This window comes from Paenibacillus sp. FSL L8-0502 (genome assembly GCF_038593055.1).
Taxonomy (GTDB): domain Bacteria; phylum Bacillota; class Bacilli; order Paenibacillales; family Paenibacillaceae; genus Paenibacillus; species Paenibacillus polymyxa_D.
In genome coordinates this window covers 2,779,415-2,799,376 of record NZ_CP151958.1, presented here as the reverse complement: position 1 = coordinate 2,799,376, position 19,962 = coordinate 2,779,415, and the positions used below count along the sequence as shown (strand labels likewise).

Here is a 19,962-nt window from a genome sequence, read left to right as displayed (position 1 = left end):
TTTATTATACTTTCAAGCAGTTACTTTTTAGGATGCATGTTCAAACTGACTGTTGTATAGATCGGCATAGAAGCCGCCTTTAGCTAGCAATTCCTCATGGTTACCCATTTCGATAATGTCACCGTCTCTCATTACCAGAATCAGATCCGCATTTTTGATCGTCGAAAGTCGGTGAGCAATCACAAAGGAGGTTTTCCCCACAGTCAGCTGGTCCATCGCTTGTTGAATCAGCAATTCCGTACGCGTATCGACCGAGCTTGTGGCCTCATCCAGAATGAGCATAGGTGAATCTTCAATCATCGCCCTTGCAATGGTAATTAATTGCTTTTGACCCGCAGAGAGATTGGCTTTGTCATCCAGAACTGTATCATATCCCTGCGGCAGTGTTTTAATGAAACTGTGCAGTCCCACCGCTCTACATGCAGCTTCTACCTGCTCATCAGTAACATGATCTTTGGAAAAGACGATATTGTCACGAATCGTTCCTTCGAACAGCCAGGTATCCTGAAGCACCATACAGAATAATTCATGAATATTCTCACGCGTTAATTGGCTGATCGGGGTTCCGTCAATGTAGATTTCTCCATCGTTCAGCTCATAAAACCGCATGAGTAAATTCACGAGCGTGGTCTTACCAGCGCCTGTCGGACCGACAATGGCGACTTTCTGACCAGCTTCAGCTTTCATAGAGAAGTCTTTGATAATCATACGGTCTGCATTATAACCGAAACGAACATGTTTGAATTCAACATCCCCTTTGGCGTTATCCAGCTTCATAGTCTTGTCACTTTCATCCGCCAATTCTTCTTCACCCAAAAATTCGAATACACGTTCACTGGCAGCAACAGCCGATTGCAAATTGGTTGCTGCCTGCGCCAACTGTGACAAGGGCTGTGTAAATAGACGAATATACACCATGAAGGCGACAATAGTTCCGATGGTTATAGTCTGTTGGTTGACCAGCAAAGCTCCCACAACACAGACCGCGACATAACCAAAATTTCCAATGAACATCATGACTGGCATCATCAGACCAGACATGAACTGGGACTTCCATGCATTTGTATATAAGCGGCTGTTAATGCCATGAAACACTTCCTTGGCTGCTTGTTCCCCGTTATAGACCTTGACTACGTTATGACCAGCATAGGTTTCTTCGATATGACCGTTGATCTGGCCAAGCTCCGCTTGCTGTGCTACAAAGTATTTCTGTGAATGCTTCATAATCACGCTCATCAGGCTAAAGCCGATCAGCGTAGCTACAATTCCGGTAACGGTCATGATCCAGTTCGTATAAAGCATCATAATCAAGGCGCCCACGAAAGTAGCCAGCGCACTGACAAGCGTGCCGAGACTGTTGTTTAACGTTTGTCCAATGGTATCGACATCGTTGGTTACGCGGCTAAGCACATTACCGTAACTCGTAGTGTCAAAATACTTCAAAGGCATATGATCAATTTTTCGAGATAGCTCTGTCCGCATCTTCTTTGTAAGACGCTGTGAGACGGTTGCTGTAATAAAGCCCTGAAAATAGTTAAAGATAAGACCAAATCCATATAAAAGCGCCAGTACAAGAACAATCTTCTGAACAGCACTTACATCAACCCCGGTTACGATTCCTTCCTGAATCAGGTTGGCAATATCACTGAGCTTATCCGGGCCAATCACGTTAAGGGTGGAGCCAACCAGGGCCAGTACCATAGCGAGTATAATCATAGGCACATAGGCCTTGCTGTAGGATACAAGCTGGCTGATGGTCTTTTTAAAATTATTCGCTTTTTCACCAGCACCACTGCCCCCCGCGGGTCCTTTACCCATGGGACCTCGCTGATTCATTTTCATTTGCTGGCTGTCGACGGTGTGTTCATTCTTATCCATGTATGAGTTCCTCCTTCGAAAGCTGCGAATATGCGATCTCCTGATAGGTGCTGCAGTTCGTCATCAGCTCTTCATGCGTGCCGCTCCCTACAATCTCTCCTTGGTCCAGCACGATAATCCGATCAGCGTCTTTGATAGTACCTATGCGCTGACCAACGATAAGTGTCGTAGCGTGGCCGGTTTCCTTTTTGAGAGCGGAGCGCAGAATCCGGTCTGTTCTGTAGTCTAATGCTGAGAAGGAATCATCGAAAATATAAATTTCCGGCTGACGGTAGATGGCACGCGCAATGGACAGCCGCTGCTTTTGACCACCGGACACGTTCGCTCCACCTTGCGAAATTCTACCCTGATATTGACCATCCATTTTTTCGACAAACTCCGTTCCCTGAGCAATACCAACGGCTTCTTTGACGAGTTTCTCCGAAGCTCCTGCTCTTCCGTTATCGCCATACGAAACGTTGGATACCACCGTACCGTTGAACAGTACAGCTCTCTGGGGGACATACCCGATTTTGTTATGGAGTGCCTGCTGATTATAGTTCCTGACATTCACACCATCCACGAGTACCTCTCCCTCGGTCACATCATAGAAACGGGGAATCAGATTGATCACGCTGGTTTTTCCGCTGCCTGTAGCGCCAATAAAGGCAACCGTCTCGCCTCGTTTCGCCGTAAAGCTAATGTTGCGAAGCACGGCTTCCTCCGCGTCCGGATATTTGAAGCTGACATTACGGAATTCCACTTGCCCCATAACGCTTTCTTCTCCAGTCGTCTCATGCCCGTTAACGATACTGGATTCGGTATTCAAAACCTCCATGATCCGTTTGGCAGAAATCGAAGCTCGAGGCATCAGGAAGAAAATCATACTTACCATCATAAAGGCCATGACCACCTGCATTGCATAAGAGGAGAATACGACCATATTGGAGAACAACATGATGCGGTCTGGTACGGCCGCACCGTTAATCAGGTAAGCGCCGATACAATAGATAGAGACACTCAGACCTGACATAATAAAGGTCATACCTGGGCCAATCATCGTCATTAATCGGTTCGCAAACAGGTTTGTATTCGTCAACTCAACGTTAGCCTGCTCGAACTTCTCCTGCTGATACTGATCTGCATTATAAGCGCGTACTACCCGAAGTCCGATCAGATGCTCACGTGTTACCCTGTTCAGATTATCGGTGAGACGCTGGATTCTCTGGAAACTCGGAAGAGCGAAAACAACAATGACACTTAGCATTAGAATCAGAGCAGCTACGGCCGCTCCTGTGGAGGCGGTCCACTGCCAGTTTTTATCCGCAATCTTCACAATGGCCCATACGGCCAGAATCGGTGCCTTGATGATCACCTGTAGCCCCAACGCAACCACCGTTTGAATCTGCGTAACATCGTTCGTGGAGCGGGTAATGAGGCTTGCCGTCGAAAAGCTGTTCATCTCTTCCATCGAAAAGGATAAGGTCTTATCAAAGACCATCGCACGCAGACGCATAGCCAGCCCAGCAGCCACCTTTGCCGCGAAATAGCCCACAATAATAGATGCAATCATACTGCCGACGGCACAAAACAACATGTAACTGCCCGGGATCAGCAGTTCGGACACAGACGTTCCTTCCGTTTGCAGCTTGGTCGTAATTTCCGCCATATAATCAGGTAGCTTCAGATCAAGCCATACCTGCACAACGATGAAAGCTAGGCTGCAAAGCACGAGCATCCATTCATTTTTTTTGAGATATTTGAATATCTTTAGCATTCTGTTGCTCTCCTTTTATCTGATAGTCTTTGATGTCTGGTGAAGTATGGTGCTCCTGCGTCTGCATAGAAATTCAGCTTCTAGAGACAATAAGCTTAATGAGCCGGATCAGTTCTTTGGCATCCTGTTCGTCTAACTTTCGAAGAACATTCTCGGTCCATGTGATTCCTTCCTTATGCCTATCAATCATAAATTGCTTACCTGAATCCGTAATGAATACAATCACCTTACGTTTGTCATTGACATCAGTACGCCGTACAACTAGTCCTTTCTTCTCAAGGCTCTTCAGTGCCGTTGCTACTCGTCCCGTACTGACGGACAAGTATTCGCTCAAGTGGCCAGAGGTAACCCCGTCCTTATTGAAATTCAGACAAATGAGAATCCCCATTTCGCCACGTGAGAAGTGCCCTCGTTCCTCTAATGCTGGTTTCCGCGATTTGACGATATACTCGAATAGTTCTGTCGCTAATGCTTTATAATCCAATGGTCACAACACCTTCTCGCTAATACCTTATAGTATGAGATAATTAATCTTATAGTATAAGATAATAATAATGTTGGGTTACAAAGTCAATTAGAGAAAATATGGAATACAAAAAATCCTCCGTAACCAGCTTGTATTTTCACCAAATTTTCCACACAAAAAGTTCAATGGAAATGCCAAAAACTCGAGGAGTGGTTTGCAAGGCTTTTACCAACCTTCACTTCTAACATTGGAAGCTACATTGCATTGTAACGTCCATGGTATGAATAACCATCTTATAGTGCCACATATCACAACACCTAAGAGCTAAAACCGAATCTCATCTTATGTATCTTCCTCTGACATGCTCTCTGTGGTCGCATAGTTCATTGAATTAGACCTTCTGTAGAGTACCTTGATAGAGTACTTTACAAAAGGTCTAAAGGACGTACTTTTTTCGCTTAATCGACCATTTCCATTTCAAAGTCTTTTATCGTTGCATTCGGTCTTAAAATCTTTTCCTGGTCAAATATAGCTAGCGGTTCACCACCATTTTAACTTTGACAGGCCAATTATGATTAGCAAGAGCTCAGTCTTAGAACCCTGTAGTATACTGTGTAGGGATTGCAGTTTCTTTTTTCAATTTTGATGCGGCTTCCAGTGACCAATAAGGATTTCTCAACATCCCTCTACCCACAGCAACCAGATCGGCCTCTTCATTTCCGATAACTGCATTCGCCAATATTGGATCTTCTAGTCTTCCAACGGCCATCACCGGAATATCCAAAGCTTCTTTGATCTCTTTTGCTAAGGGGACTTGATACGCTGCGTGAGTTCCTGGTCTGCCCCATGCAGCTATAGGTCCCTCACCACCAGATGAAATATCAAACATATCTACTCCTGCCTTTTGATATTCCTTGGCAAAAGCAATGCTTTCCTTAATACCATATCCACCTTCTACGTATTCTTTGGCAGAAATACGCATCAAGAGCGGCATATCTTCTGGCATTTCACCCTTCGCTGCCTGGATGATTTCCCGACCAAAAAGGGTAAGTTCTTTACCATATTCATCTTCCCGTTTGTTCGTAAGCGGCGAATGAAATTGATGAATCAAATAGCCATGTGCACCATGAATTTCAATGCTGTCGAATCCAGCCTTGACAGCGCGAGCTACAGCAGCACGAAATTTCTCAACCAGGCCTTTAACCTCTTCTGTTGTAAGCGCGCGAGGTTGTTTTGAATTTTCATCAAATGCAATAGCAGATGGTGCTACAGGAACTTCAGCATCTTCCGCCTTGCGTCCGGCATGCGCGATCTGGATTCCCACTTTGGCACCGTAGCTATGACAAGCATCTACAATCCGTTTGAGAGCAGGAATCTGCTCATCTGACCATAAACCAAGATCAAAATCGGAGATACGACCATCCGGCTCTACATCTGTCATTTCAATTATGATAAAACCAGCTCCGCCTACTGCACGGCTAACGTAGTGCATATAATGCCAATCTGTGGCAACCCCGTCCTTTTTGTCAACCGAGTATTGGCACATTGGAGGCATAACTACGCGATTTTTCAATTCCAAACCTTTAATTGTATAGGGACTAAATAAATCTTTCATGTGAGAAAGACTCCTCTCTGAGTTATATTAGGAAATACAACAACAAAATGCATGCACACGCATATATACTAACATGTTTGTTTCATTTGTCAACTCTAAGCATGATTTCAGACTCTTCAAAGTAAGATTACGTCATTTACTCGTTTGTTATAGTAAGCTACTTCTTCGTCTATATCGTAAAAGCGGCATTGCCTGACCACGTAGTCATCGGAGCCATACGCTATTCTTCATAGTGATCCCGCTTTTCAAATTAATTAATGCACATTTTGATTGCTTATTTTTCAAAAAAATACGTGGATGATTTGAATAAACTGTGAGCGCTTCTGGTTTCCACTAGGAAGCGCTCATACTGTATATTAATTTTTGATGTGGAGGAAAATCTACATTCTCATGCTCTCCATAAAAAAGCTCAATGCGTTGGACACCCACTTCTTGGGATGAAGAACAAGCTGAATTTCCAGCTTGAACTCGGCATGCTCAAAGGGTAACACCTTCAGCTCTTCCCGTTCAATCTCCTCCAGCGCAGCCATTAGAGGTAGAATGGATATACCCTCTCCAGTCTTGATGCTCCGTTTGATCGCTTCCGGATTACCCAGCTCTAGGCTTACGCGATAGGTGATTCCATTTGCTCGAAGCACTCTCTCCAGCAGTTGTCTGTAGTTGCACGTATGCTCGGGCATAATCCACTCCGCATCCACCAGATCATCCAGGCCGATTCGCTCTTTAGCGATAAGCGGATGGTTCGGATGGACAATCAGCACAAGCGGTTCTTCTCGAATCGTAATCCACTGCAAGGCCGGATTGCTTGAATCGTCCGCGAGGATCAGTCCAACATCGGCCTCCCCTTCCCTGACCTGGTGCAAAATCATCTCTTCGCGATCCGTATGCAATCGTATGTTCAGATCAGGGTATTCTTTGCGAGTCGCCTGCATAAACGGCGGCAGAAAATACGAAGCGATGGAATCCATAGTACCGATCGTCATAGAGCCCCCGCCCTGCTTGGCCAATTTTTCTTTCGATTGCTCGAAAAGCTCCAGCATTTGTCCAGCAAGCTTGAACAGTTCTTCCCCGGCAGAGGTAAGACGAATCTTGTTGTTGCTGTAGCGTTCGAACAATTTGACTTGATACGTTTTCTCCAGCTTCTGAATCTGGGTCGTGACGCTGGATTGTGCGTAACCGAGCACTTCTGCTGCTCTCGTAAAGCTTTCACGAATAGCAACTTCCCGAAATGTCTGAAGATAAATGAAATCCATTTTGGCCACCCCATCGAAAATTTTGATTAGAATCATCGCTTATTATAGATAACTCCGATGCTGTCTCCTATGTTACATTAGATTTAATTCAACGGGAAGGGATAACTGATGATGATGAACGAACAACATATTCATGGGATTTTCATACCGCTGATTACACCTTTTACGCGTGACTATAAGTTGGATATCGATTCGTACCGGAAGTATGTTACCTATCTTGCAGGCCATGACATTCAGGGTCTGGTTGTTAACGGTACGACAGGAGAGTCGCCAACCGTATCCTGGGATGAAGTGAAGCAAATGGTACAGGTGACGCAGGATGTTCTGAAGAGCATGAACAAAACCATTCCGATCGTCATTGGCACTGGAACGAACGATACCTATTCAACGGTGCATCGGACGGAAATGGCGGCTGAATTAGGAGCGGATGCAGCCATGGTGGTCACTCCGTATTACAACCGACCGACGCAGGAAGGGATCTTGGAGCATTTCCGTGTCGTATCTCGTGTAGGCCTGCCTGTGCTTGTATATGAGATTCCGGTTCGCACGGGCAGTCGCATGACAATAGATACCATACGCAAGGTGCTGGACCTGGATGGCGTAATTGGGCTCAAGGACAGCACGGGCGGTCTTGATCTGCTCTTAAAATTGACCCAGTACGAGACCAAGCCTGTCCTCTGCGGAGAGGATGCCTATTTCCATGCCATGCTATGTCAGGGAGCTGCCGGCGGTATGCTTGCATCCGCTCATCTCAATATCCAGAAGTATGTGGATACGTACCAACGTTTTGCAGCTGGCGACATGAACGGGTCGCGAGACAGTTTTAAGCTACTGGAACCGCTGATCCAGCATGTATTTGCAGAGCCAGCCCCGGCCGCGATCAAGTGGTGGCTTACCCAGCAAGAGATTATTGCTGCCGAGCAATTGCGCCTGCCACTTATGCCACTGTCGGATCAGGTGAAGCAAGGTCTCCTGAATTCAATCGTATCCTGATAAATCAGCTTATCTCAGACTACCCAATCATAACGTAGAAGAAGCATCTCCTAGTCAGGAGATGCTTCAATTTTTAGCCGGAACAGGCACCCTTCTGAAAAACGAATTTAAGAAGATACCTTCTATACTAGAACACTATAAGTTACTGGTCTAAAATTGGTGAAGATGAATGTAGCACATAGCAATTTGATGTATGAAGACATGTCTTCTATCGAGCTTAAAATGTCCGAAAGATCATTGCGTTGCTTGATCCCCACCCAACCCTAACTGTCTGTCATCAAGATACATTTTTTGCAAGTCCCTCAATCTGAAAAGCTTACAAGCAATAGCTGGATGGTTGCTAGTAAATCGAGTTGCAGCATTAAGGGAATTCTTTGTGTAAGCGAAATTATTGCAAAAAGAAGCTGCCGATGAATTTCATCGACAGCTCTTCTCTTTTACGCAGTATACTCCTCAATCCTATTCGCTGGACAACTCCTTGAGCGATTTGACTTTACCATGGGGATGCTGTTCTTGCTTTCGTGACTTCCAGGCTGCTTCTTTCCTTTTCTTCTGGTGAGCCATAGCAGATATCCTCCTTTGGAAATTGTGATGTATACTACTTTCTTAAGTTGTCATTTCTCAGCTCTGTTCATTCATAAAACTAAATTCGTTGGTTTTTGGAATAACTCAGGGTGTAATCTGGATAAGCCAACTAGCCTTCTTCGAAGCGAGAAATGTAGCTGCATGTGGAATCGGCCTTTACCTTGCGATAAGAGGATTTAGTACATATAACTGCGCCCGCAAGATTGGAAGGAGCGGAAGAAGGCTATTTGTCGGCTGAACCGCTATAAACTGTGCTTAATTTCGATGTCGCCCTAATACCATTGGGACCTTCAATAATAATACGACCTTGTTCCGTAAAACTTGTTCCTTCCCAGTCAGTAGCCATATCCAAATAATCGAGACCCGCGCTGTTTCCTTTCCAAGACCATGCTAGATAACCTACTCCCTTTTGCTCAGCGTAACTCATAATGGTAGCCTCATCAACATCACCGCTCGTATGCTTGATGCCGAATTCGCCAATCACGAGAGCCAGATTTTTATTCAGTACATTATCCATGTTGCTTTTTACTGTAGCAGCATTTCCACCGGCATATTCGTACAAATGAATAGAAAACATCGTATTTTTAAGCGGATCTGCATTAAAGACTTCTGTTCCGTAGTCAAAAATAGATTGCGGATACTGTCCCCATCCTGCACCGTCAACCATGATTGTGTTTTTGATGCCAGCATTTCTAAGCTTGGGTATAACAGACTTGTAGCCTTGCGCCCAGCCTCCGCCATCCCATGTTCCATACCATTCGTTCGCAATATTGAGGATAACGGTGCTTTCTTTTCCAATGAGTGCACCTTTCATTTCAATCCAGTAATTCGCAATATTATTCAATACAGTAGCGCTATCAGACCCTGTACCATCATGTACTTCAAGGACAACAACCAATTTGTTTTGCTCTGATAAAGTGATTAAATTCTGTAGCTCAGACAGATTGTCTTTTGTCCATTGCTGACCATCCGACAGTACGATTCTGATGGTGTTCGCTCCCGTTCTCGCAATGGCAGGGATCGCTGCTGACTCTTGACCCTTATACCATGTATAAGCGTGATTGATTCCTCTCATTACGAACGGATTTCCGTTGGCATCGTACAGCGTTGTTCCGTTAATATAAAAGCCTGTATTCTCAGAGGTAGCATTTGTCGTCACATTTATGATATTGCTTGCTGTTGAAACATTCCCTGTTGCATCCCTGGCTTTTACGGTGAAGCTATACGTTGTATCGGCGGTAAGTCCTGTCACCGTATAACTTGTCGTGTCGGTTGAATCGACCAAGATTGTTCCATTATACACATCGTAGCTGGTAACACCTACATCGTCTGTTGAAGCATCCCATACAAGACTTACAGAAGTGTTTGTTTTGGAAAAGCTTTTCAGGTTCGCTGGTGCCGTTGGTGCTGTAGTATCAGCGGTTGATTCGACAAGCGTAAACTTCCATTTCTGCTGATCATTTCCGTTATCCACCCATTGCTGTACATTTGCCCCATCATTAGTATAACCCCCGATTACATCCAGCGCTTTACCGCTAGATTTAACGAGCAACTTATAATATCCGCCGCCGACGCTAATAATCTTCCACTTTTGATTAGATAAGTCGTTGTCTGTCCATTGCTGCACATTAGCACCATCTTCGAGAGAACCTCCAGCTACTGTTAATGCTTTACCGCTGGATTGCACAATCAGTTTATAGTATCCATCGCCAACGTCGATCACTTTCCATTTCTGCTGGGGTCTGCCGCTGTCCGTCCACTGCTGCACCTTGGCTCCATCGGCAGTGGAGTTTCCTGCTACCTCTAGGTTTTTTCCGCTATGTTGTGCTGTTAGTTTATAAATTTCACCTGAAACAATACTTGTGTCGGATGCGCTAGTGTTCACATCAATCACATTGCTTGCAGCCGACGCGTTCCCAGCAGCATCTCTGGCTTTCACATAAAAGCTGTACGCCATGTTAGCTGTTAAGCCGGTAACGATAAAGGACGTAGACGCACTGGAGCCTATGAGGTTTGATCCGTTGTAGATGTCGTATTCGGCAACCCCTACATTGTCTGTAGATTCCGTCCACTCTAAGCTTACCGTCGTATCAGATATAGAGGAACTAGTCAGACCGGAGGGCGCTGTTGGAGGTGTGTTATCCTCCGGTTCGTCGGCTGAATGCACTTCGAATTCCCAGAGAGAATATCCGTAGCTAGTAGCCCTTTCGATGCCGTTCATTCTTACATACCTTGCGTTTGTTGCTTCGAAAGATATCTTCTCGATTCCTCCCTCTCCAGTCGTAGTGGAATAGACGGTAGTCCAATGATCATTATCCGTTGATGTTTGAACTTGGAAGGACTTCGCATAAGCGGCTTCCCAGTTAAGCGTAACCCCATTGATTTCGGTAGTATTGCCGAGATCTACACTTATCCACTGTGGATCTGAATATTGTGAAGACCATCTAGTTAGTGAATTCCCGTCAATCGCAAAATCAGCCGCCTTAGTCGAATCTTCGACGGAGCTTGCAGTTGCCGATTTGGTCAGAACAAGGTTTTCGGAAGCGCTCACATTTTTGATCGGCAACAGACTAATAAGCAGACCAAACAAAATCAAACATGTTATGGTTTTTTTCATCTCAAAACCTCCAATTCATATAAATAAACAACTGCTTGATTAGTCCTGTATTATTCATCTTGAAGTTCACTAATTTACCTAAATTGTCTTTTCTAGGTCGACCCTCCCTTCATAGTTTTCTATTCAAATCTTCATCCCAAAGGCTTAATAAAGGCTCCTCCTTTAACCGCTTTCATTTAGAGTTACATCACTTATTTCGCTTCGATTGATTTTCTATATCGTCCTCCAGAGATAAAATTCATCAAAGCGACCTAAAGCATATATATTTTTGTCCTCCAGCACTATTCCTTGATTAATAAAAAGTTTTAAAATCTATTTGAAAAACTCATAACAATGCGCCTGAATCATGCAAATTATTTAATAGCTGTTATTGTAACTCCCTAAAAGAAACGTTTTTTAAAGAGACTATGAGCTAATGATCAATTATTCAGCAAATGAAGCAAGTGAACCGCCTTCCCACATTTCCCACTAATTCAGTGTCAAACCATCATTATAAAGATTATAGGCACCTTTGAAGGCTTACTATAAATTTTATCCAAAACAAAAAAGCCGCCAAAATGGCGACTTCTTATGCGTATATATTGTTGTCTCTCCTTGCAGTGCTGATGATGTTAACCAAGCCATAGTGAACAAAATAGCCTATACTTAACACACTCCATTCCAGTCATCCCCTTTGTCCAAACGCTCTCTAGGCTCTAACCTCACTTCTGGCAATCCTGGATAAACAGGCATTTCTTCATATATTGGGTAACCGATTTCAACGTACTTTTACATAATAAGACGCTTCTGTAATTAGTTTTAAGATCCATTATAGGGGATATTCGCCTAATGTGCAGCTTCCGAAAAGTACAAGCGGAGTAGAACCAGACAAACTGTAAGCAGATCATTGTTCTCTTATAATCCGTGTATGAACTTAGTTATTTAATATAGGTATCTCTCCAAGCAGATTTTTTAAATTAATAGAATCCCACGGCATATGCTCCGTTATACCTAAGCCAACTACATCTGTTTCTTCAGATAGTTCTCTAATCAGATTAAGTAGTTGGGGCATTTGCATTGTTCCCGCAGGAGAATAATTATAAGGTGCTTCAGGGTTGGCGAATATTAAAGAACGAAATGTTTTTGGGTCAAGCACATCTAAATCAAGGTGAATAGCCAGATGCTTAATGCCACTTTCTTTAATCCACTCTTTTATAGATTCAGTACTGTTTGTTAACTCTTGGGCTTCTGCAGTTCTAATCCCTAGTCTTTGAATCACTTCTGTATCTGGTTCTGTTGGTGCTATACCTAGTCTTTGAAACGCTTCTGAAATCACTTCTATTTCTTGCTCTGTAGGAGTTGCTAATCCTGCGATAAAAACATTTTCTGGTTTTAGAGGGATTTTCACATGCTTTGCGAATTCCTCATCTCCTTCTCCCAACAGATTTCCGAGCGGTAATGTATGTCCGTTATCATAGCCTACATATCTAACTAAATCACTGTGAGCATCGATCCAAATTAAACCTAATTCCCCACCATATCGTTCGTTTAAATAGGCAAATGGAGCTTGTTCCACTAAGCAGTCACCACCAAACATTACAATGCGATCTGGCTTATGAGCATCAATGATATGCTGAGCAGCCTCTAATTGTTCAAGTAGCTGTGTTCTCCCATTCATACCGTTTTCGTTTTCAAGTGGAGTTCCATCATAAGCTTGAACTGGAACATGAATAAGGGGTTGATCATTATCCGGAGCTAGCCAAGCAAGCAGTTCGGCTCCAAAAGAGTAATTAGGATTGTTTCCCCCTTGCCATTGTGGCATTAACAGGCGTATTGTTTTTTTAGTCATGTTATTCTCTCCTTTACTTCAAAAGTAAGGTTAGTATAAACTGAACACAAATAAAAACGTAGTACGCACTATTTTGATAGGTACTACCCGAAAGGATATTGTAACCATGAGTATGGCTGAATTTAAAGGTAAAGTTAAAAATATTCAAGATACACCTTTTGGTTATACAGTTTCATTGATTGGTGGTAAATGGAAAATGGTTATTATTTATCTCCTAGCCGAAAACCGGACCGTTCGCTTTAATGATCTGAAAAGACAGATAGGGGCTATTACTTATAAAACATTGAGTTCACAACTAAAAGAATTGGAAGCGGATGGTCTGGTAAATCGAAAAGAATATCCTCAAATTCCTCCTAAAGTCGAGTACAGTCTCACAGATAAAGCAGAAACGCTATTACCTGTTTTGGAAGGGTTATGTGAGTGGGGAACAAAAAATCAAAATAGTTAAATCCAGTTTTCTACTAAAAAGCCTATATGCGAAAAGTATGCTGAAGATGCCGCATTCCTTATTCTCCAACGGAAGAGACAGCATACAGCCGTTCTGCAAATACTATTATCTTAATTATCGCTTCAAGCCAGATTTATCTCCCGAATCACTTCAAGCGGAACCTTCGGTTTTCGGTCTTCCGTCAACAACCCGTTGACTTCCTGCTGTACATCGGTCACCTGTGTATAGCAATAGCCCGAGAGATAGGGGGTCGCTTTAATTGCTCCGGTGATTGCACGGAAACGTTCGATAGAAGCTTCGACTGAATAAAGGAAATGCTGTTGTTTACGATGCTTTCCTTTTCCTGATATCGCCCCAAAAACTCTTCGCCCGTTTCCACATAATCATGAAGAGTTAAAAATATCCGAGACCCTATGCTCCCATCCGTCATTGGTAACCACCGGACGATACGGATCAATAGTCTTCGTCAGATGATAAATGGTTTGCGTGAACTACTGCTGCCTTACATCATGTTCAATGGTCGATATGCCACACGATTCATTGAACGGGCCCAGTTATGATACTTGGATGATTGTACTGCTGCGGTACGATTTCCAGCCATTCCTTCGTAAAGCGGCTAACCGCCTGATCATTGAACTCAAAGGTCGACGCCATTTCCGACCAGACGAGCATGCCTTTCACATCACACCAATATAAAAAGCGTCAATAATATTGTATTAAATTATTAATTTTGTATTAAATACCGATCATGTTCGATTTCTCTGGTTCAAGAACCCATAGGAAAGACAGCGATTATTGAGCCGAACCTTGTACACAAAAACAACATGTTATTCCCTTGCTTAATACAATAAAAAGCCACTGATCTTCGGATTAAGATCAGCGGCTGATGCTCTTTTTATTTTAAACTTTCTTTAATACCCATACTCCATACGGTTCCAATGGTACGGTACCAGTAAGCTTGCTACCGGAAAGGAGATCTTCCGTCTCCACACTCAGTTTAACCTGAGCCGTTTCTCCGCTGTAATTCAATAGAAATACCAGCTCTTCTTGTACATCCGCACGAATAGCAACTTCTACCGTCGAAGGAGCTTGGCACCACCCCGCAAGCGGAGATGCCACCGGCAGCTGTCTTAGAAGCTCAGCCGCTATCGGTAAGTCAAAAGCTGCGCCCCAATAGTAGACCAGTCCCTCGCCAACACGATTGACGGTCAAGGCCGGTTTTCCTTCATAGTAGCTTGATGCGTACTCTGCAAGTACTTCTACCGTATCAGCATGAACATTCAAAATGTCGTTGAAGTCTGGAGCCCAAAAATCAAGGGCTTGTTCCTTAAACCGCACCGATACAGGTGATGCCGTCCCATTTACCATCGTAAAGTCCTCTACATGAACGCCACTCATTTCGGCTGCAGGCCCTGGGAGTAGCTGCATACGGCAGTGACCAAACTCGTTCTTATAACCGGTGCGGCAACCGAAGATCAGGATGCCCCCATCCTCTACATACTTCTGCAACATAGCTGCTGTACTGTCTCTTAGGATCGCCGGATGCGTGTATACCAACACCTTGTAATTTCCCAGTTCCCGCAGCTGCTCTGATTCCATACCCGGACGGATTGTAACCATATCCGAAGGTATATGTCCATACTGCAGTGCCTTGTACCAGCCGAGCTCACTTTGCTTTGTCAAGGGACCATACCATTTATCCAACTCGCCATCCCACTCGTTATCATAATCGCGAAGTAGAGCAACTTCTGCCACGTAGCGTTTGCCAAGAATCCGTCCTCCAACCTTTTGCAGCTCCTTTCCGACGCGGCCTGCTTCTGCGACCCGACGATTCGGCTGATTGTGATAATCATTAATTCCATGCCAGTACATTTCTGTACCAAACGTTGCCGTTCTCCAGCGGAAATACAAAATCATGTCTGCCCCGTGAGCAATGCTTTGGTAGGTCCACAATCGCATCTGCCCCGGACGCGGGGATGGCATCTCCATCCTGTTCACCCATCCTCCCGGACCGGATTGCTGCTCCATCACGCAGAAATTTGGTGACATCCCTCTGACGTTACTTAAAGAAAGCCCCCACTTGCGATCCAGCAATGGCATCTCCCCTTGGTCCGGATAAATGGTACTGAATTGAGGGTAAGAATCGTACGAGAAAAAATCAAGTAATTGATCCGTCATCCTATGACTATCCAAATGCCCGAATACACCGTTGGTTGTCACCCACTGATTAGGCGCCACTGACCGAAGGATGTCCACTTGTAGTTTGGCAAACGAAATGGTGTTATCGGATATAAACCGTTTCTCGTCCAAAGACTGATGAGGGTTCGTTGACCCGGATACGGTTGGACGAGTTAGATGAACCTGCTTCCAGCTGTCATAAGTTTGATTCCAGAATACAGTACCCCAGGTCTTATTGAGTTGCTCCAACGTACCGTATTTTTCCTCTAGCCAGCATCGGAAGGCCTGATGATCTGCCTCGGCATAAAAAACATTTATCTCGCAGTTCAGCTCATTATCAATTTGCCAACCCATGATGGCCGGATGATCTTTGTAATGTTGTGCCATCTCTCTTGTAATACGTGCGCAAAGCTCCAAATAAATGGGACTACTGTAGTTATAATGCCGACGCTGACCATGTTGGAACGTGACCCCCTCCATAGACACATTCAGCACCTCTGGATACTTATAAGTAAGCCATGCCGGAGGCGTAGCTGTTGGTGTGCCCATGATCACTTGAATCCCGATCGCGTCTGCCTGCTCCAAGAAACGGTCAAACAGCGTGAAGTCGAACTTTCCTTCCTCCGGCTCGAAGATCGACCAAGCAAATTCCCCAATCCGAATGACGCTGAAGCCCAGTTCCTTCATTCTTATGAGATCGTCCGACCACAACGATTCGTCCCAGTGTTCAGGATAATAACAAGCTCCCAAATGAAAGCGATCTAAAGATAAGGATTTCGGCATGCTCCAATTCTCCTTCAGTAGAAGTGATAGTACAAAAATGTGATTCTCTTATAATTGTATCTATTGTAATATAGGAATAAAAGGATTAGAATAACTCGATTTTGCTAAATGAATTACTTTTTTGCTAACTTACTCAAGGAGATGGATACATGATTAAAATAGATTGTTATCTTCCTTCACCCATTCTAAATAAAGGTATACTGTTTCCCGAATCGTTAGGGCATTACAAGAATTTCCCCAATCATGGGGAGCGAAGGAATGCAGGATTACTGATAGAATACAATTTACATATCATTTTTGCAGGCAAAGGCGCTATTGTGCATGATGGGAAGGAAATCGAGCTTACTCCTGGCATGGGCTTTCTTTTCGGCAAGCATACGACACAGCAATATCGAACTAAACCCGAGGATCCCTGGGATGTCCGATGGATTCATTTTGACGGGCAGGATGTAGATTCGCTATTACAAGGTCGAAGTATGCACGAACCGTATCTGTTTTCACTCCACCGGCAAGAACGTTTAAAACCGCTGATGGAAGAAATGTTGCAACTTGCTCAAGCTTACCGTCACGACTATGATGTACGGATCTCTTCCCTGCTTTATGAAATTCTTCTGGAGATCGTCCACCATTCCAACCAAATTTTCGGCACCTCTCCCGGCGGTACCGTCCACGAGAGGATTCGTCATACGGCGGAATATATTCGTATGCATTGTCAGAACTTGCTCGATTTGAAGACAATGGCTGCGACGTCAGGTTATAGCTCCTTTCATTTTAGCCGGCTCTTCCATCAGATCATGGGCAGCACCCCAGCTCAATATTTGCTTCAATGCCGAATAACGCTGGCTAAACAGCTCCTTGTATCCACGGCACTCACTGTAAAGCAGATTGCACTGGAATCTGGTTTTCATCAAAGCAGCTATTTTATCAAGAGGTTTCGGGAGCAAACAGGTATCACACCGGAGCAGTTTCGTCAGCTAAGAAGGATGGGTTAGTACAATCCCAAAACTTCTTCAATAGCTGGGCGTGTGTGTATGGTAGCATACAAATTGAAATTACAAATTTTACAGTTGAATAAAAGAATAAGCGGCCGCTTAGGACGTTTGGTTAACATGTCCTACGCTACCGCTTCTGTTAATGTTTTTATTTCGCTTATATTATGGGATTAAATTGTCTGTTTGGATATCGCTCCGAAATATTCTACAACTACCTCACGGAATTCCAGAGCAGCCCGCGAAATATACCGACTTCTGTGCCATAATAAAGCGATCTCCCGTACCAATTCGTGATTTTCTACTTGGAGATATCTAAGATGTTCCCGTGAATTCCTTGCCGTGCTTGGTATGAAGGCTATGCCAATTTCAGCTTCCACAAGCGTACTGAGCCTTGCAGGTTCATCCCCCTCATACACATATTTAGGTACAAATCCTTCCGATTTGCATACTGAGTCCACTAAATCGCGAGTACCGTAGCCTCTCTTCACACCAACAAACCATTCATCCCTTAGATCTGTCAATGTTACACTGCTTCGATCTGCCAGCCGATGCCCCTTTGGAACAGCTACAAGGATTGGGTCGATAAACACGATCTGGCATTCGATGTTATCCCCCTCTATTGGAGGTGAGGACAAGCAAAAATCGACCTCGCCTCTATGAAGAAGCGTTACCATTTCCTGTGTGGTCAGCATTTGCACATGAAAATGAATATAAGGTCGCTTTTTCCGAAACTCTCGCAGGATATTGGGTAATGTGCTTGCGGTGGTCACCGCCAATTCGAGAGTGCCATATTCCGGGCTAGATAAATCGCTAAGCTCCTGCTTCCCCTGCTCCAATTCAAATAAAGCCCTCTCTGCACGGTGAAGGAATCTGCTTCCGAACTCATTCAATCGCAGTTTCCTCCCTGTTCGATCGAATAGAGGAACCCCCAGATCTTCCTCCAGACGCTGAATCGTTTTGCTCAGCGACGATTGAGTAACGTGCAGACTTCGTGCAGCTTCGGTCACATGTTCCAAACGAGCTACCGTCAGAAAATATTGCAGTTGAAGAAGTTCCATTATGCCCTCCATTCATTCCCTCAAGTCAATGAGATTATAACATCAAATGCGTTGGAATAAATAATCGATTTCAAGTACGATGACATTAATTCGCTATGGGGGGACCAGAAATGAGCGTTCGCAGCTGGTGGTTAATGATTTCAGTTGGTCTAGGGATACTATTGAACCCATTAAATTCTTCGATGGTTTCAGTTGCTATTCCAAGTCTACAAAATGTGTTCCATCTTGACTTTACAGGTGTTTCCTGGATTATTTTCTCTTTCTACATTGCAAGTAGCATCGCTCAACCTGTCATGGGTAAGGCCAGCGATTTATTTGGTCGTAGGAAGATATTCCTTACCGGGCTTGTTGTAGCCTTCATTGCATCATTATTAGCTCCATTATCACTAAATTTCGGGTGGCTCATCATGTTCCGCATTGTGCAATCCATCGGAACAAGCATGATGGTTGGAGTTGGAATGGCTATTGTTCGAATTCATATTACAGAGAAACAAGCAACTGCGTTGTCTGTTTTGTCCATATTCCTATCTGGAGCAGCAGCAATTGGCCCCTTTATTGGCGGGGTCTTGATTCATTGGTGGAATTGGCCTGCTATCTTTTTCATCAATATTCCGTTTGTGGTGGCCAGCTTTGTATTGGCTTGGAGGAATATTCCTAAGGACGAACTGCCAACATCCGTAGCACGCAACATGTCTTTTCGTAAATGGTTTGATTTGATTGATGCAACAGGGATTCTGCTCTTCACATTGGGTCTGGTTGCCCTGCTAGTTGGGTTACTCTCGGCAAAATCATCTGGGCATATCTCATTAGGAAATGTCATTGTCGGGCTGATAGGCTTCGTTGCGCTGGGGGCATTCGTACGACATGAGTTAAAAGCGACATCACCCTTTATTCCTTTACGCACATTCGCCAGTTACCCTGCGATGATTTGGATTAATGTCGAATTCATGCTCGTTAACGTACTATATTACTCGCTCTTTTTCGGGCTTCCGTCCTACTTGCAAATGGTACGTCATGTCAGCGAGTTCCAAACAGGCATTCTCATGCTAAGCTTAGGCTTGTGCTCGCTAATTACTTCTCCCATTGCAGGACAATGGATCGATAAATCAGGACCCAGACCGGCATTGCTGGTGTCCGCAATTCTGATGACATTGGGGTCAGTGTGGCTCGTGACATTGAATCCAAATTCACCGGTTATCAGCGTGTGTTTGGCTTTAGCTGCATTCGGTATTAGCAACGGTTTGAACAATGTAGGTATGCAAGCAGCCCTGTTTCAAAGTTCTCCAAAAGAAATAATCGGTGTAGCATCCGGATTATTTAGCACATCAAGATATCTGGGAACCATTATCTCTTCATTATTGATAGGTATCGTAATGGGAGGTACATTTAGCTTCAAGGGATTTCAAATGCTTGGGATTATCCTCACGGTAATTGCATTGTCTTTGGTATTCATAAGTCGGCGGCACCAGAAGTCAGCGCAATTGCATGAGTCATAGGTTCACCAAGTTCATA

The 19,962-nt window shown here is 44.2% G+C and carries 14 protein-coding genes and 1 pseudogene; 4 read left to right on the top strand and 11 right to left on the bottom strand.

Annotated features, from left to right (window positions below):
- Positions 1–27 precede the first annotated feature (27 nt).
- From NSQ57_RS12180 to NSQ57_RS12160, 5 genes are all read right to left on the bottom strand, one after another.
- On the bottom strand, positions 28–1,878 hold the full coding sequence (locus NSQ57_RS12180; RefSeq protein WP_342426096.1) for an ABC transporter ATP-binding protein: 1,851 nt from the start codon (positions 1,876–1,878) through the stop codon (positions 28–30).
- A complete protein-coding gene (locus NSQ57_RS12175; RefSeq protein ID WP_342426095.1) occupies positions 1,871–3,634 on the bottom strand; it encodes an ABC transporter ATP-binding protein in 1,764 nt (587 codons plus the stop codon). The genes NSQ57_RS12180 and NSQ57_RS12175 overlap by 8 nt, the downstream gene beginning before the upstream one ends.
- A gap of 73 nt (positions 3,635–3,707) precedes the next feature.
- Positions 3,708–4,118: a MarR family transcriptional regulator gene (locus NSQ57_RS12170; RefSeq protein ID WP_069011340.1), complete on the bottom strand. Its 411-nt coding sequence runs from the start codon at positions 4,116–4,118 to the stop codon at positions 3,708–3,710.
- 574 nt (positions 4,119–4,692) lie between these two features.
- On the bottom strand, positions 4,693–5,715 hold the full coding sequence (locus NSQ57_RS12165) for an NADH:flavin oxidoreductase/NADH oxidase (RefSeq protein WP_342426094.1): 1,023 nt from the start codon (positions 5,713–5,715) through the stop codon (positions 4,693–4,695).
- Positions 5,716–6,095: 380 nt separating this feature from the next.
- A complete protein-coding gene (locus NSQ57_RS12160; RefSeq protein WP_029518462.1) occupies positions 6,096–6,968 on the bottom strand; it encodes a LysR family transcriptional regulator in 873 nt (290 codons plus the stop codon).
- 111 nt (positions 6,969–7,079) lie between these two features.
- Here NSQ57_RS12160 and dapA point away from each other — a divergent pair, with 111 nt between their 5' ends.
- Positions 7,080–7,961: a 4-hydroxy-tetrahydrodipicolinate synthase gene (gene dapA, locus NSQ57_RS12155; RefSeq protein ID WP_069011338.1), complete on the top strand. Its 882-nt coding sequence runs from the start codon at positions 7,080–7,082 to the stop codon at positions 7,959–7,961.
- Positions 7,962–8,420: 459 nt separating this feature from the next.
- Here the strand turns inward: dapA and NSQ57_RS12150 are convergent, their stop codons facing one another.
- The 3 genes from NSQ57_RS12150 to NSQ57_RS12140 form a co-directional block, all read right to left on the bottom strand.
- Positions 8,421–8,525 (bottom strand): DUF6254 family protein, encoded by a 105-nt coding sequence (locus NSQ57_RS12150; RefSeq protein ID WP_023988604.1) that lies wholly within the window; start codon positions 8,523–8,525, stop codon positions 8,421–8,423.
- Positions 8,526–8,769: 244 nt separating this feature from the next.
- A complete protein-coding gene (locus NSQ57_RS12145) occupies positions 8,770–11,163 on the bottom strand; it encodes a cellulase family glycosylhydrolase (RefSeq protein WP_342426093.1) in 2,394 nt (797 codons plus the stop codon).
- A gap of 913 nt (positions 11,164–12,076) precedes the next feature.
- Positions 12,077–12,991 (bottom strand): arginase family protein, encoded by a 915-nt coding sequence (locus tag NSQ57_RS12140; RefSeq protein WP_029518465.1) that lies wholly within the window; start codon positions 12,989–12,991, stop codon positions 12,077–12,079.
- A gap of 106 nt (positions 12,992–13,097) precedes the next feature.
- On the opposite strand from NSQ57_RS12140, the gene NSQ57_RS12135 reads away from it, so the two are divergent.
- Positions 13,098–13,439: a helix-turn-helix domain-containing protein gene (locus NSQ57_RS12135; RefSeq protein ID WP_029518466.1), complete on the top strand. Its 342-nt coding sequence runs from the start codon at positions 13,098–13,100 to the stop codon at positions 13,437–13,439.
- 122 nt (positions 13,440–13,561) lie between these two features.
- Here the strand turns inward: NSQ57_RS12135 and NSQ57_RS12130 are convergent.
- Positions 13,562–14,141: pseudogene (locus NSQ57_RS12130) on the bottom strand (glycoside hydrolase family 2); the annotation flags it as partial.
- A gap of 198 nt (positions 14,142–14,339) precedes the next feature.
- Positions 14,340–16,400: a beta-galactosidase gene (locus NSQ57_RS12125; RefSeq protein ID WP_029518467.1), complete on the bottom strand. Its 2,061-nt coding sequence runs from the start codon at positions 16,398–16,400 to the stop codon at positions 14,340–14,342.
- Between the two features lie 149 nt (positions 16,401–16,549).
- Between NSQ57_RS12125 and NSQ57_RS12120 the strand changes: the two genes are divergently transcribed.
- Entirely contained in the window at positions 16,550–17,392 is an 843-nt protein-coding gene (locus NSQ57_RS12120) for an AraC family transcriptional regulator (RefSeq protein ID WP_342426092.1), read from the top strand.
- 170 nt (positions 17,393–17,562) lie between these two features.
- Here the strand turns inward: NSQ57_RS12120 and NSQ57_RS12115 are convergent, their stop codons facing one another.
- A complete protein-coding gene (locus NSQ57_RS12115) occupies positions 17,563–18,450 on the bottom strand; it encodes a LysR family transcriptional regulator (protein WP_039275192.1) in 888 nt (295 codons plus the stop codon).
- 110 nt (positions 18,451–18,560) lie between these two features.
- Here NSQ57_RS12115 and NSQ57_RS12110 point away from each other — a divergent pair, with 110 nt between their 5' ends.
- Positions 18,561–19,946, top strand: coding sequence for an MFS transporter (locus NSQ57_RS12110; protein ID WP_029518470.1), 1,386 nt, complete (start codon positions 18,561–18,563; stop codon positions 19,944–19,946).
- Positions 19,947–19,962: the final 16 nt, after the last annotated feature.

What these genes read in the sequence shown, in the direction of transcription:
- NSQ57_RS12150 (WP_023988604.1), bottom strand. Translation starts at nt 8,525, where the DNA reads ATGGCTCACCAGAAGAAAAGGAAAGAAGCAGCCTGGAAGTCACGAAAG.
- NSQ57_RS12135 (WP_029518466.1), top strand. Translation starts at nt 13,098, where the DNA reads ATGAGTATGGCTGAATTTAAAGGTAAAGTTAAAAATATTCAAGATACA.
- NSQ57_RS12180 (WP_342426096.1), bottom strand. Translation starts at nt 1,878, where the DNA reads ATGGATAAGAATGAACACACCGTCGACAGCCAGCAAATGAAAATGAAT.
- dapA (WP_069011338.1), top strand. Translation starts at nt 7,080, where the DNA reads ATGATGAACGAACAACATATTCATGGGATTTTCATACCGCTGATTACA.
- NSQ57_RS12115 (WP_039275192.1), bottom strand. Translation starts at nt 18,450, where the DNA reads ATGGAACTTCTTCAACTGCAATATTTTCTGACGGTAGCTCGTTTGGAA.
- NSQ57_RS12110 (WP_029518470.1), top strand. Translation starts at nt 18,561, where the DNA reads ATGAGCGTTCGCAGCTGGTGGTTAATGATTTCAGTTGGTCTAGGGATA.
- NSQ57_RS12145 (WP_342426093.1), bottom strand. Translation starts at nt 11,163, where the DNA reads ATGAAAAAAACCATAACATGTTTGATTTTGTTTGGTCTGCTTATTAGT.
- NSQ57_RS12160 (WP_029518462.1), bottom strand. Translation starts at nt 6,968, where the DNA reads ATGGATTTCATTTATCTTCAGACATTTCGGGAAGTTGCTATTCGTGAA.
- NSQ57_RS12125 (WP_029518467.1), bottom strand. Translation starts at nt 16,400, where the DNA reads ATGCCGAAATCCTTATCTTTAGATCGCTTTCATTTGGGAGCTTGTTAT.
- NSQ57_RS12165 (WP_342426094.1), bottom strand. Translation starts at nt 5,715, where the DNA reads ATGAAAGATTTATTTAGTCCCTATACAATTAAAGGTTTGGAATTGAAA.
- NSQ57_RS12120 (WP_342426092.1), top strand. Translation starts at nt 16,550, where the DNA reads ATGATTAAAATAGATTGTTATCTTCCTTCACCCATTCTAAATAAAGGT.
- NSQ57_RS12140 (WP_029518465.1), bottom strand. Translation starts at nt 12,991, where the DNA reads ATGACTAAAAAAACAATACGCCTGTTAATGCCACAATGGCAAGGGGGA.
- NSQ57_RS12175 (WP_342426095.1), bottom strand. Translation starts at nt 3,634, where the DNA reads ATGCTAAAGATATTCAAATATCTCAAAAAAAATGAATGGATGCTCGTG.